Origin of the sequence: Photorhabdus thracensis, from assembly GCF_001010285.1 — a bacterium.
Taxonomy (GTDB): domain Bacteria; phylum Pseudomonadota; class Gammaproteobacteria; order Enterobacterales; family Enterobacteriaceae; genus Photorhabdus; species Photorhabdus temperata.
This window is the reverse complement of record NZ_CP011104.1, coordinates 2,645,351-2,659,475: the sequence shown is the minus strand read 5'-3', so window position 1 is coordinate 2,659,475 and position 14,125 is coordinate 2,645,351. Positions and strand designations below refer to the sequence as shown.

The 14,125-nt window shown below is 39.6% G+C and carries 11 protein-coding genes and 4 pseudogenes; 3 read left to right on the top strand and 12 right to left on the bottom strand.

What is annotated here, in order from left to right; translation table 11 throughout:
• Positions 1 to 35 precede the first annotated feature (35 nt).
• Together VY86_RS11455 and VY86_RS11450 are read right to left on the bottom strand one after the other, a co-directional pair.
• Complete coding sequence (locus VY86_RS11455) at positions 36 to 710, bottom strand: formyl transferase (protein ID WP_046975039.1); 675 nt, start codon at positions 708 to 710, stop codon at positions 36 to 38.
• Positions 707 to 1,264: an aminotransferase class I/II-fold pyridoxal phosphate-dependent enzyme gene (locus tag VY86_RS11450; protein ID WP_052760824.1), complete on the bottom strand. Its 558-nt coding sequence runs from the start codon at positions 1,262 to 1,264 to the stop codon at positions 707 to 709. Before VY86_RS11450 ends, VY86_RS11455 begins: the two co-directional genes overlap by 4 nt.
• Positions 1,265 to 1,285: 21 nt before the next feature.
• Between VY86_RS11450 and VY86_RS11445 the strand changes: the two genes are divergently transcribed.
• Entirely contained in the window at positions 1,286 to 2,317 is a 1,032-nt protein-coding gene (locus tag VY86_RS11445) for an IS630 family transposase (protein ID WP_046976622.1), read from the top strand.
• Here the strand turns inward: VY86_RS11445 and VY86_RS11440 are convergent.
• From VY86_RS11440 to VY86_RS11425, 4 genes are all read right to left on the bottom strand, one after another.
• A complete protein-coding gene (locus VY86_RS11440; RefSeq protein WP_193386949.1) occupies positions 2,292 to 3,662 on the bottom strand; it encodes an aminotransferase class I/II-fold pyridoxal phosphate-dependent enzyme in 1,371 nt (456 codons plus the stop codon). The two genes, VY86_RS11445 and VY86_RS11440, sit on opposite strands and share 26 nt — an antisense overlap.
• Positions 3,663 to 3,769: 107 nt before the next feature.
• Positions 3,770 to 4,966: a SidA/IucD/PvdA family monooxygenase gene (locus VY86_RS11435; protein ID WP_046975038.1), complete on the bottom strand. Its 1,197-nt coding sequence runs from the start codon at positions 4,964 to 4,966 to the stop codon at positions 3,770 to 3,772.
• Positions 4,959 to 5,354: a ParB N-terminal domain-containing protein gene (locus tag VY86_RS11430; protein ID WP_046975037.1), complete on the bottom strand. Its 396-nt coding sequence runs from the start codon at positions 5,352 to 5,354 to the stop codon at positions 4,959 to 4,961. Before VY86_RS11430 ends, VY86_RS11435 begins: the two co-directional genes overlap by 8 nt.
• Complete coding sequence (locus VY86_RS11425) at positions 5,320 to 6,462, bottom strand: MFS transporter (protein ID WP_228940217.1); 1,143 nt, start codon at positions 6,460 to 6,462, stop codon at positions 5,320 to 5,322. Before VY86_RS11425 ends, VY86_RS11430 begins: the two co-directional genes overlap by 35 nt.
• Before the next feature lie 746 nt (positions 6,463 to 7,208).
• Between VY86_RS11425 and VY86_RS11420 the strand changes: the two are divergent.
• Positions 7,209 to 7,364: pseudogene (locus tag VY86_RS11420) on the top strand (EamA family transporter); the annotation flags it as partial.
• A 107-nt stretch (positions 7,365 to 7,471) separates the two neighbouring features.
• Here VY86_RS11420 and pgm read toward each other — a convergent pair.
• The 6 genes and pseudogenes from pgm to VY86_RS11395 all read right to left on the bottom strand — a co-directional run bounded on the left by pgm (position 7,472) and on the right by VY86_RS11395 (position 12,818).
• Positions 7,472 to 9,112, bottom strand: a complete 1,641-nt coding sequence (gene pgm / locus VY86_RS11415; protein ID WP_046975035.1) for a phosphoglucomutase (alpha-D-glucose-1,6-bisphosphate-dependent) — start codon at positions 9,110 to 9,112, stop codon at positions 7,472 to 7,474.
• 56 nt (positions 9,113 to 9,168) lie between these two features.
• Positions 9,169 to 9,693: a replication initiation negative regulator SeqA gene (gene seqA / locus VY86_RS11410; protein ID WP_046975034.1), complete on the bottom strand. Its 525-nt coding sequence runs from the start codon at positions 9,691 to 9,693 to the stop codon at positions 9,169 to 9,171.
• A 355-nt stretch (positions 9,694 to 10,048) separates the two neighbouring features.
• Positions 10,049 to 10,374: pseudogene (locus VY86_RS22565) on the bottom strand (IS630 family transposase); the annotation flags it as partial.
• Positions 10,368 to 10,538, bottom strand: a pseudogene (locus VY86_RS25860) (IS66-like element ISPlu20 family transposase); the annotation flags it as partial. The pseudogenes VY86_RS25860 and VY86_RS22565, both read right to left, overlap by 7 nt.
• A gap of 354 nt (positions 10,539 to 10,892) precedes the next feature.
• Positions 10,893 to 11,048, bottom strand: a pseudogene (locus tag VY86_RS25855) (PAAR domain-containing protein); the annotation flags it as partial.
• A 516-nt stretch (positions 11,049 to 11,564) separates the two neighbouring features.
• A complete protein-coding gene (locus tag VY86_RS11395; protein WP_021325086.1) occupies positions 11,565 to 12,818 on the bottom strand; it encodes a dicarboxylate/amino acid:cation symporter in 1,254 nt (417 codons plus the stop codon).
• Positions 12,819 to 13,289: 471 nt separating this feature from the next.
• Between VY86_RS11395 and ybfF the strand changes: the two genes are divergently transcribed.
• Entirely contained in the window at positions 13,290 to 14,075 is a 786-nt protein-coding gene (gene ybfF / locus VY86_RS11390) for an esterase (protein WP_046975032.1), read from the top strand.
• The last annotated feature ends 50 nt before the right edge of the window (positions 14,076 to 14,125 follow it).

Below are 14,125 nucleotides of genomic sequence, written 5' to 3'. Positions count from 1 at the left end.
GAGCACTTCCCCGGTACATTAAAAGCAATTATTATCTATGCTTTATTCAGCAATTCAAGCGATGCTTTCTTGGTAAATGTCATCCTTTCTGCCAACTTATGATTATCTCTCTCATAATAAATACTGGCCTCTGAATCCATTTGAGGTCTTGGACTTATTTTTTCCACCATTGGCATGGTATCAAGGAATAATTGTCTGGCATAACTAACAGCCCGGGTATAAGTATCAATAACCTCTTCAAACTCTGGATAAATAGAAAATGAAACCTGATTCACAATTGGACCTGCATCAATACCTTCATTAATTTCATGAATCGTCACACCATGAGATGACTCGCCATTTTTCAAAGCCCAGTTTACTGGCCTGACGCCGCGATATTTAGGTAAATGGGATAAATGAATATTCAATATTCTTTTACAAGAATTAATGAATTTTGACGGCAATATCCGCTTATGAAATACAACAAAGCACAAATCACAATTAAAATCACCATTTTCATAACCGGGTAGATTTTCAACTTTATTGTCTTCAATAATAGAAATATTATTTTCATGACAGAAATCTATTAATGTCTGCTCAGTACTGACAGGTTCAAATTTATCTGCCACAACGTGCAATATTTGATAATCTTTATGATTTAAGAAATACTGACAAATGAAAATTGCCAATTCTCCTTTACCACAAATCACTACTGTTTTTGGATGACTCATTCGCAGACCTCGTTAATTTCCTTAATCGTGCTAATATCACTAATATTAATCAGCCCCTGTATCACCATGCGCAATGAATGGATTAAAATTTCATTGTCACTTTGTGTCCGGCAAGATATCCGGCAATATAGATCAGAATCGGCATTTCCTTTCCCGGAGCACTCTTTTATATACACGCCATGAATATCTAAAAGTAACTGTGATACCGTTTTTGCATCGGAAACATGGAATTTACAGTAAACAAAATTAGAATCCGTTTCATAGGCAGTAATACCTTCGATTGAATTTAATTCTTGCTGTAATTTTAACGTATCAATAATCACCTGTTCACAGCTTAATTTATAGCTCTCTCTATATTGTGGCAACCGCAATAAAAACTCTTCAGCAAAACCATTAATATTCCAAATAGGCAATACTGATCTCACTTTACCCAATAATGCTTGATTCGCGGTTGTAATATATCCTATCCGAATACCACCAATGCCAAAGGTTTTACTCATGCTGCGAATAACAGATATACCCGTAATCATTGAAACTGCTTGATTTTCGCCCAAATGAGGTTCATGGTATCTGTCATGAAAATATTCATTACCGATGAACAAAAAGCCGAACTTGAACATCTCCATCACACCTGCCGTGATAAGAGAGAGTGTGATCGCATCAAAGCGGTCCTCCTGGCCTCTGAGGGCTGGAGTTCTGTCATGATCGCTCAGGCCCTGCGTCTTCATGAAACGACCGTTCATCGTCATATCAGCGATTACCTTAATCACCGTAAAATCAAGCCCGAAAATGGCGGCTCTCAGAGCCATCTCAGCGAAACACAGACTCAGGAACTTATCGCCTATCTGACCGCAAATCTTCTGCCCACCACACAGGCGGTTATCCGCCTTGTCAAAGAAGCGTGGGATATCCGTTACACCGTTCCCGGCATGAATAAATGGCTGCACCACCAGGGATTCAGTTATAAAAAGCCGACCGGCGTGCCACACAAGTTCAACGCGGAACAGCAGCGGGCCTTTATAGAAACCTACGGGAAACTCAAGCAGGAAGCCGGAGACCATGAGCCCATCCTGTTCATTGATGGCGTCCATCCCACGCAGGGGACGAAACTGGCTTATGGCTGGATGCGAAAAGGCCAGAAAACCGCGGTGAAAACCACGGGAAGCCGTACCCGTCTGAACCTGATGGGGGCCCTTAATCTGGCTGATATTAGTAAAACGGTAGTACGCGAGTATGACCGTATCGACAGTTATCACATCGCAGAGTTTTTCATTGCTCTGCGTGAAACCTATCCGGTCAGTCAGAAGGTTCATATTATCCTTGACGGAGCTGGTTACCACCGAAGCAGGCTGGTGAAAGACTGGGCTTATGTGATGAATATTGAGCTTCATTACCTGCCACCGTACAGCCCGAATCTGAACCCGATAGAAAGGCTGTGGAAGGTGATGAATGAACAAGTCAGGAATAACCATTATTTCGCCTCGACGACCTTGTTCAAGCAGGCAATACATCGCTTTTTTACGGAAATATTACCGGAACTGGCCGGGAACCTGTCGTGCCGTATTAATGACAACTTCCAGGTTATGAATACTGCATCTTCAAGTTAAGCGGGTATAAATTATTATAATTATCTAAATGCATTAACATTGTATCATCACGCATTTTAGAAAAATCCAAGAAAGATTCATCAACAATCAAATCTATATTTAATGTCAATAACTCGCCTGCCAGATATAACAAACTATTAATCGGCGTCAGTTTACCTGTCGGGTTATTTGGTGACTCAATTACCACCACACCTGGCTTTTCTTCTTTCGCCAACATTAATAATTCATCAACATCTATCTCAAAATCTCTGCTCTCTTTGCTATAGCTAAATATTGTTCTGTCTTTACCAAAGCAATTAGCATACTCATTAAATGATGGCACAGTGACTAATACTTTACCTGTATAAATCTCAGGTAGCCGTTTTATTATTTCAGCAGCACCATTTGAAATACATAATTTCGTTTTTTCTATGCCTAGAAATTCAGATAAAGCGTATTCAACTAAACGATTTCCACCAGGATAATTGAGTAATATCTCATCAAAATTATTCTTCATTTCATCTTTCAATTTTTTAGGTGGAAAGTTGAAATTATAAATTAATGCAAAATCAATAATAGGATAACGCCAATATCCACCATGTCTATTCTGCACAAGATCCAGCTTGTTATTACTTGAAATGAAATCACAAATAGCAAGATCATAAGTATTATCGACTTCATACCATTGAGAATGATCAACAATACTTGCCTTAAATTCAGCTATATTATCCAATAAAGATTTTTTAAATATATCTTCATAATATAGCCCGGTTAATCCATTATTAACGTAATTTTCTAACTCTTTATTCACATATTCTGCAAAATTTGCGCTGCAAATATGATAAATATTTACTGTCTTATATTGCCCATCTTCAATCTGATAATTACTATCCTTGGTGGAATTTAATGCAATAATATTATCTTTATCTATTTTTGCATAAGTCCCTTCCATATTCCCACTAAGAGGAGAAACCAAGACATTGAGATCTCCTGCTTTTAATATCACTGTTTCCAAGCATTTCTTGGTGAAGAATATATCGCCTTCCAGGATCAGCGTATCTTGCTTAATCCAGTTTCTGGCAAGATATAAAGAGTAGAGATTATTGGTCGATTCCCATTTTTCACTATTAACAAATTCAATATCCAGGTTATATGTCTTTTGTTTAATATGAGACATTAAAACATCACTTTTATAACCCACCACAATAATCACTTTCTTAATACCGACAGATTCGATATTTTTCAGTGCATTATCGATAAGTGATATTTGATTTGTTTCTACCAAAGGCTTTGGTTTATTTGATGTTCTGGTAGATAACCGGCTACCTCTTCCTGCACAAAGCAGTATTACTGTTTTTTCATTCATAGTTTTGATAATTTATTTTAAATAGATGTTAGAAAGCTATCGGTATTCTTAAATAAGAATTAACCTAAAATATAGCCTGTTAATAATGTAAGATTGATATTTATTTATCAATTAAATACAGCGTCATATATAACATGCTGATATACCCAAACCCCGTCAATTCGTCCGTGGAAACTTGCTTCGCCACCAATTTCACCACCGGTCTTTACACCCGACCCCAGGCCAAATGTATGAAAATTATTGAGCGTTTCACCCGATGTTGATATAGGATTTAATTTTGTATTAGTCAGCAAACCATATTTATCACTTTTAAATTCAAGAGGAATATTATTTTTATCAATGATTTCAACAAGTTTAGAGTGGTACCCCGTACAGTGAATTAATAAATCGTCACAATTAATACGTTGAATAACCTCATCACCAGATATTTCTGAGATATTTAAAATAGAGATATTTTTATGTTTTCTTGCTTTAAGTTCTTGTGCAAATATAAAAGAGTCATATCTCAGACCTGAATATCGATTAACCCGGCCACTTAAAGGACAGATATCTTCTTGGGTGAAATCATAGCTGTAAGATTCAGCACTTGCAGGTGAATCAAAAAACAGCTTGAAATCTTTATTAACCAGAACATTTATCTTGCCGGTAAACTTTAATTGTTCTATCAGCCGAATCAAACAGGAAACAGAACTGTGTGACGAACCTAATATGGATATACTTTTTATATCACCTTTATTGATGACCTCATCATAAACACCTTTAATGAAATCACCTGAAGTCATATTATTACTATTATGTAATAATCTGGATTCGTTCGGGTTTCCACCTATATTAAACAGGACTTTTCGTGTTGATACAATATAGTCTTCATTATCTTTATGATAAGTTATATCATAGTCACCATTTTCATTCTGCTTGATCTTTTTTACTTCCGTACCGGTCAATACGCAAAACTGATCACCATATTTATTTTCCTGAATAAAACGTGCAATTCTCTCTAAATATTGACCGACAAACCTCAATTCAACCGGTTTATCTCTATTGGCACTAAAATATTCCCATTCTGAGGTTGATCTTATATATTGACTCAATTCATCATCACAACCGTCAAACTTCTCTAAAAATACACTACCTAAAGAGTTCGCAGTAATTTTATATTTCTTTAATGCGCCAGAGCCGACCATCTCGGTTTTTTCTAAAATCAGACAATTTCTTATGGCTTCATCTTTTAATAAATCTGGAATTAAAGAGATATTTGCAGGACCTGCACCACACATTACAACATCATAAAACTGCTTATTCATTGATAAACCCTAACATTTTTAACGAAATTTGTGTTTCAATAACATTCCCGGCAAACTCATGACGAGTCTGTTTATAACCCAGTGGTTGCCCATCCAGACCCGCCTGAATAACATCATTATGACTAATTGTTTTATTCTCATTACGTGAATAAACCAACAGCTCCTTCTGGTAATCAAATGCCAGACAAGGAATACAACTTAACTTAAGTGTTTTGGCTAATTCAAGTCTATGATGACCATCAATCACCACATTCGTTGCTTCATCAATCCAGATGGGTTGAGTCCAAAAACCTTCAAGTTTAACTTTATCTATTAACTGCTCAACACGAACAGGACAATGTAATTCAGTTGGTCTAAGATTCGAGACTTCTTCTAATATTAATTTCATGTTTATCCCTTAGTTTAAACATACGGCAAAAAATTACCAACACCAACACACTTAATATCGCTAATAATTGAAATAACACGCCACCATCAAAGAATTGAATAACAGTACCACCCACTAATGGAGAGATAGAAAAGCCGATACTATAAAGTGATGCTGCGCCAAAATATGCACCACGTAAATCATTTGGTGCCAAACGATCAATAAAAACATTCACACATGGAAATAAAATAGTTTGACTGATACTCATGGTAAACGCAGCCAGATACCACAATAAATAGACATCATAATACTTGAATGAAATAAAGAACATTAATTCAGATAAAATGAGTAATACAGTGCCTATTTTTATCTTCGTTTCCAATGACATTTGCTGCGTTAACATGGAAAACGGCAACTGCATAATCACAATGGTTACCGCATGCAGCATAATAAGCGAAGCAATAAACTCAGCATATCCACTAAACCCTAATGAAGTAATTAACTGCGGCAGAGTTGAATCAAAATGACCAAAAATAAACATCATGAGAATATTATTGATGACCAACATTAAAAACACCCGATCATTCAATAAAATCTTTATCGTGCCTTTAAAATCATCATCATTAGTTAAGTTTATTTTTATTTTCTTCCCAAATAGATAAACCGGGATCATAAAAGTTACATAGGATACCGATACAATCAGAAAAGAGATAGAATTAATATCCAGGCTTAACTTTACCCCTAAATAAGGTCCGACTACCGCACCCGCATTCAGAAATAAATACCTTAAATACATGGCATTCTCTCTTACCTGTTTTTCTTCGATAATATCGCCGATAACTGCTTTTATTGGATTGTTAACCAGCGCCCAAGAGATATTCGCTAATAACGTGCCAAGAATAAAACCAGACTGATGCTCGGATAGCCATAATATTAAATATGCCAGTGAAGATATAAGACAGCCAATGATAATTATCTTGGCCCGGCCAACTTTATCAGAGAAGTAACCTGCATAAAAACTTAATATTGATGAAATCGCAATGGATAGAGAGAGAACTAACCCAATCATCGATGCAGTAAAATGGAACTTTGTATATAATATGATGGAGATAAAAGGCCATACCATCATTGATGTTGACCTTGTTATAAAAGTCCCCAGAAATAGACCCCATATACATGCCGGGATGGATGTATAACTCTTAAGAGAAAAATTTTTCATTGTTATGTTCTTATATTATTTTATTGGTATCGTTTAAACCAAGCATTTAAAATATTTATGAAAGTCCATAAAACCCACTTGCCTCTACAAAAATCAAATGTAGAAGCAAGCATTAGGATGATCTGTACGATAAAGCAAATTCAACGATGTATAACTTGTCTTTAATATATTATCAAAACAGATGTTAATTGCAAACAAAATATGACACTTTTGTTACACGTTAAACGCAGAGCAAATGCTTGTGATGTTAATGAGCAACATAATGACATAAGTACTTTGCACTTTAACAGGCGAAAACACAGATAAAAAGGGCCCTTAATCTTAGATAAAAACCTTTTAGTTCAATCTTATCTATTCAAATATTGATCAATTAATGGAAAAACTCAGCTTAATCCAACCAAAAAATAAGCTGTAATATTATATTCAGAATGAAATAGATAAATAAAATTGTATTTTAGTTTAATAGCTAAACTCTGGTAGGGATAATTATTATTTATAGATTTATATAAGGCCATCTAAGATAAAACTGGAAACCATTCCACAGCCCCAAAATATTCACTCACTAAAACTGAGATTAGTAATGAGTTTATTCTTTAGTTTCATTAATGAGAGTAATGATATATTTAAGCAGAGAGAATTGTCTTATCATCTCAGCTCATTTGATATTAAACACCGCAACCGCAATACGTGCGGTCATTATGGCGTTATTCCTGGTCGGTATTGTTGTAGTACAGGGGAAATTAAACCTGATCGGTGAAATACTAGCAAATCGCCAGGCGTTGCTTTTTATCATGCTAAGTGGTGTAGCGGGAACATCGCGCTGATTACCGCCGGTGCCTTAATGGTCGCTCTGGGCTGAAAAACAAAAATCCGCAATAACCTGTGACAGCTATTGCGGATTATTCAATCGAATCAAATATCAAACGGCGGCAAAAACCTGGTTAACAATATCCTGCGCTTCGCGTTCAATCTTCTCCCGATGTTCAGGACCAAGGAAACTTTCACAGTAAATCTTATAGGCTTCCTCCGTTCCTGATGGACGGGCGGCAAACCAGCCATTTTCTGTCATCACTTTCAGGCCACCGATTGATGCTCCGTTACCGGCAGCTTTCGTCAACCGGGCAGTGATAGGATCACCTGCCAGCTTATCTGCTTTCACCATTTCTGGTGACAACTTGGCTAACAACGCCTTCTGTTGATGGCTTGCGGGCGCCTGAATACGGCTGTAGCTCGGTGTACCAAAACGGGCGGCTAACTCATTGTAACGCTGCTGTGGATTCTCTCCTGTCACGGCAGTCATTTCTGCCGCCAGCAAACAGAGGATAATCCCATCTTTATCCGTGGACCACGGCGTACCATCGAAACGCAGGAAAGAAGCCCCTGCGCTCTCCTCACCGCCAAAGCCCAATTTACCTTGATGCAAACCGTCAACAAACCACTTAAAACCGACCGGCACTTCCACCAATTTACGGCCAAGATCAGCAACCACCCGATCAATCATGGCACTGGAAACCAGGGTTTTACCTACCGCAACGCTTTCTGACCATTGCGGACGATGACGGAACAAGTAATCTATCGCGGTTGCCAGATAGTGGTTCGGATTCATCAAACCGGCTGGTGTGACAATACCGTGACGGTCATAATCAGGATCGTTGGCGAAAGCCAGATCAAACTTATCGCGCATTGCCAGCAAGCCTGCCATTGCCCAAGGGGATGAGCAATCCATGCGAATGACACCATCATGATCCAGATGCATAAAACGGAACGTCTGATCCACCTGATCATTCACCAATGTCAGATCCAGGTTGTAGTGCTCACCAATACGCTGCCAGAACGCAATGCCGGAACCACCCAACGGATCGATACCGATTTTCAGCCCGGCTTTCTGGATAGCGGCCATATCAACCACATCACCCAGCGCAACGACATATGGCTCGACTAAATCCTGCTGGTGCAGATATTCACTGCTTAATGCCTGAACAAATGGCAGACGCTTAACACTTTTCAGACTTTCTTCGAGCAACTCGTTAGCACGACGTTCAATAATCGCGGTCAGATCCGTATCGGCAGGACCGCCATCAGGTGGATTATATTTAATACCGCCATCTTCCGGTGGATTATGGGATGGCGTAATCACGATCCCATCCGCCAGCGCCTTACCCTGACGGTTATAGCAGAGGATGGCATGAGAAATCGCCGGGGTTGGCGTAAATCCATTATTTTCCTGCACAATCACATGCACATTATTGGCGGTCAACACTTCCAGCACAGAAATAAAAGCCGCTTCTGACAACGCATGGGTATCTTTACCCACATAGCAAGGTCCGTTTATTCCCCGCTGCTTACGGGCTTCCACAACTGCCTGAGCAATTGCCAGAATATGCGCTTCATTAAAGCTACTGCGCTGAGAGCTGCCCCGATGGCCGGATGTACCGAATTTAACCTTATGCACCGGGTTTTCCGGCTGAGGATGTAAGGTGTAATACTGTGAAGTCAGTTGCGCTACATTTATCAGATCACTTTGGCGGGCAAGTTGCCCTGCGCGCGGATGATTTGCCACTTTATCTCTCCTGGATGGCTGCACCGCCTTGACTGTTGCAGCACAGCTTTAGTCAGTTAAATCGTGCCACACACCTTTTCAATAAGATTGGCTGAGAATTGCATATCCTGCATAATTTGTTCAACCATATTACGCTTACGGTCAGTATTGGTGTTAGTAATGACCCAAAAAGGTGTGCCCGGAATATGACGAGGTTTGGTTTGTTTGCCACTGGCAAGCAGCGTCTGTTGATCACCGGCAAAATAAACACGGGTACGACCATGCATAGCATCGGTTGTCTGAGAAAAACTTTCACTGTTCAAGCTGTATAACGTGGATAAGATCGACATAAAGCGATCAACTGATTTTTTCTTCTCAGAATAGTCATCTGAAAGTAACAATTCACGTATTACACGAACAGAATCACGCGGACGGGATACTGATGTTTTCTCCACAGCGCTAAGAGGCTGGACATTTTGTACTGGCTGCTCGGCGTTAAATTTCAGCATCCGCCGTAAAATGTCAGATGCACTTTCACCGATATGTTGTGTGTGGCTGGCAATATAGCGGTAAAGGTCTTCATCAACTTCTATCGTTTTCATTTCTATCCAGTACTGTTCTAAATAAAAAGTTTAGCCGGATTATAAAGTATAAAAGGAGAAAACAAAATAGGTAAAATTTCAATAACTTAAAAGTGTTTCAGCGTGAAAAACGATATGACAAAGCAGGCGATTTTCATCTAAAACAAATCAATCAGTTACATGGATATTGTGGGTATGATAGAGATAACCAATAAGTAATGGCTATTTCTACCGCAACCGATAAAATTGAGAAGCAATAATTTTTTACCTTCGTATATCATTTACGTTCTGATTCAACAGAGAAGAAAAGTTAACCATATCTAAATTCGAACCAAGCTTTATAAATAAGGTTTCATAATAGTGCTACACTCATTTTTTACCTTCCTGGTTTTTGCTGTGATGAAAACGATGCCAAAATTGACAACAATGATTTTGTGTTATTGTCTCATGGAGCGATTGCCATAACCGTTCTATTTTATTTAACCACGGTGAATAGACGGGTAAAAACAACAGAGTAAATTTTGGATGTCGTGCCAGCCAGTCCTTTACCTTCTGACTTTTATGTATACCGGAGTTATCTAAGATTAATGTGAGGGTTTCCGCATGGGGATATTGATGATTCAGTTCATCTAACATTTTGATAAATAAATCAGAGTTCTTTTTTATTCCTTTAACATAGGTAACTTGCTCTGTTAAGGCTGACGTTTAGGATGAGACGCGGGCGCGTCTTCCTTGATATGCAGGCGTGAGAGCTGGGTTTCCAGCACCGCGATATCGGTATCGGCATCTTCCTCAAACTGACTGCGTTTGGGACCGGCAGGCAGGGTTTTGCTGTGCGCGCCAAAACGCCAGCGGTGCGCCTTGGCGCTTTCCCAATAACGTTTCACACCCTGGGTTTCTTTAAAAACTTTCTTAGCGCAGGAAAAGGTTCCGCCCGATATGATTTTCCAGGCATGTTTAGCCCCGGCCACGACACCTTTCAGCACGCCCTGACCAGCTTTGGTAAACAGTTTACCGATACCCTTGATGGAGCCCCGAGATGGCGGTACCAGAAACTCAACAGCTATCAGTATTGCCCGTTCCCAGGCGGAGATCTCTTCGGCAACTTCTAAGTAGGTGCCCCGACCAGAGCCGATAAATACGGTTTTAGCCCCGGCTTTGATGGTCGCGCCACAGGCCAGTTTGTCATCAACCCGAGCCGCTGGGGAGTCATTGATAAATACCGTTTCACTGCCCTGAGCAATCAGCGGCGGTGCCGGGTGTTTATTGCAAGCGACAGTATCGACTATGGCCCGGGCCGCCGGTTTGCCTTCAATAAACACATTCGGGGAACCGGTCGCCAGCGCCCCACTGGGCGGGCCGATGCTGTCCACCATGTTCGTGACGGCCGAACTGGCGGCACTGATAACCTTCCCCAGGGCCAGAGTACCGGCAGTGCCCAGTGCAATCACTGCAACAGTGGCTAATCCGCCGGTACCCACGACTACGGCAGCCGCCACGGCAAATACCGCAGCACTTATCAGGACACCGGAATAGCCCCAGCCAGCGCACCGAGGAAACTGGCATGTTTAATCGGGTCGCCCACGCGAGCAGCCGCTGGTCCGGGAACGCTTTGTGGAGGAGAAACGAGTACAGTGTGCTGCGCACCGACCCGGGTAATTCGGGTGACAATCTCATCACCAAGTGACATTGTTTCTCCTCCTGCTTTAACAAGAACCTATAATTTAATTTTGATTAATATATAAAAAAAGAATAGAACAGATTAAGTGTCTTGCAAAGTAGGAGAAATAAATTTGTTTTTGACTATTTTGACTCGGTGTAAAGATTCCGGCCCAATGGCCGGAATTATTTTATTGAGTGATCATCAAACAGGCATAAATCTAAAGATTCGCTTATTTAGCATTTAACACTTGATTTAATTTAGCTTCATCAAGCTGACGACAACGTTTTGCGACTACAATTGTTGCAACCCCATTGCCAATCAGGTTGGTTAACGCTCTTGCTTCTGACATGAAACGATCTATTCCCAGAATTAACGCCAGACCCGCCAGTGGTAAATGCCCAACAGCAGAAATTGTTGCCGCTAATACAATAAATCCGCTACCAGTTACGCCAGCAGCCCCTTTAGAAGATAAAAGCAACACCACTAGTAGCGTTATTTGATGCACAATATCCATATGTGTATTGGTTGCCTGCGCAATAAATACCGCCGCCATTGTCAGGTAAATAGAAGTACCATCCAGATTAAATGAATATCCGGTAGGTATCACCAAACCAACAACTGATTTCTGACATCCCACCTTCTCCATTTTATCTAACATACGCGGTAATGCAGATTCAGAAGATGATGTTCCCAATACGATTAATAATTCTTCTTTAATATAATTGATAAACCGGAATATACTAAATCCGGTCACTTTCGCTATTGTCCCTAAAACAAATATGACAAAAAGAATACAAGTGATATAGAAGCAAACTATTAACTGCCCTAATTGTATTAATGAACCAATACCATATTTGCCGATGGTAAAGGCCATTGCACCAAAAGCCCCCAAAGGTGCTAATCGCATTATCATATTGATAATACCGAAAATCACTTGAGAGAAACCATCAATAATATTAAAGATTGGCTTCCCTTTTTCTCCTAAATGATGAAGCGCAAAGCCAAATAACACCGCAAATAATAAAACTTGCAAAATATTACCACTGGCGAATGCTCCGATGACACTGCCCGGAATAACGTCAAGTAAAAATGCGATTATGCCCTGTTCAGCCGCTTTCTCCGCATATATAGAGACAGCTTTAACATCTAACGTAGCGGGATCAATATTCATCCCTGCACCAGGCTGGACAACATTGACAACGATTAACCCAATAATTAAAGCAATTGTGCTGACTATTTCAAAATAGACCAGAGCAATAGCGCCTGTTTTACCCACAGCTTTCATACTTTCCATACCGGCGATACCGGTCACAACCGTACAGAAAATAACTGGCGCAATAACCATCTTGATTAATTTTACAAATCCATCACCCAATGGCTTCATTTCCGCGCCCAGTTCAGGGTAGAAATGCCCCAGCAATATGCCGATAGTTATTGCAAGCAAAACTTGAAAATAAAGACTTTTTAGTAAATTTCTTTTCACTTCTTATTCCCTAATTCATAGTATAAAATCAGATTCTATTTATTCTTCTTAGAACGGTGTGATTGTTGTTGAATTTACCCTGTATCTTTTATTTACATAAAACATAAAGTAAATTTTCATTATTTTTTCACAAAAATTTAAAGTTAACACACAATTTTTTAAGATATAGATCACATAAACACATAATAAACAACCACATTAAGATGGCTGAACCGATAATTATCTCACAAGTTATTTAAAACCTGCTATTTAAAAATATCAGTAATTTGAAGCGTTTTTGTTTTTTAAGCGATTAAGTATTAGCATGAAAATTAACAAGTTTTTGACGCGCTGAACATTTTAAGAACAATTCAATTACAAGAAATTATTAACTATAATTGCATAGCTTGGTTGCTTTGTTACAATTTGAACAACAATATCCCATAACATGCACGGCATGATCCCAATATCCGAAGGAAAACTATTCCCATCATGAAATTAAACAGCCAGTTAAATCATCATATACAGACACCGGAAAATCCTGTCTCTTCCACCCCTGTTGTATTGATCCACGGGTTATTTGGCGATCTGAATAATCTTGGCGTCCTGGCTCGTGATTTACAGCAATATTATCCCGTTATTCAGGTTGATGTACGTAATCATGGTTTATCTCCACGGGCAGATAACATGGATTACCACGATATGGCACAGGATGTTATTTCTCTGCTGGATCATCTGCAAATTCAGTCCGCCATTATTATTGGTCATTCAATGGGCGGCAAGATCGCAATGACAATGACCGCCTTGGCGCCAGAACGGATAGAAAAAATGGTTCTTATTGATATAGCGCCAATCGCCTATCAGGTTCGCCGTCATGACCAGATTTTTACCGCATTGAATAAAGTGACGAAAGCCGGCGTTAATACCCGTCAGGAAGCCACCGAAATTATGCGGGAAGATATTCAGGAAGAGGGTGTTATTCAGTTTTTATTGAAATCATTCCGTCAGGGAGAATGGAAATTCAATTTGCCGGTATTAATCAATCAATATGAAAAGATTATCGGCTGGCAGGAAATACCTGCATGGCCTCATCCCGCGCTGTTTATTCGCGGCGGTCTTTCTTCTTATATTCAGGAAGAGTACCGGGATGATATCGCCAGACAATTTCCACAAGCTAAAGCCTGGGTTGTCGCCGATTGCGGTCACTGGGTTCACGCAGAAAAACCCAATGCCGTTTTAAGAGCGATTCATCGTTTTCTCAATATTGATGCGAAATAATGCAGGCAGTTAATTCGCGATAAATATTGGCTCACCTTTCTGTGAGCCAA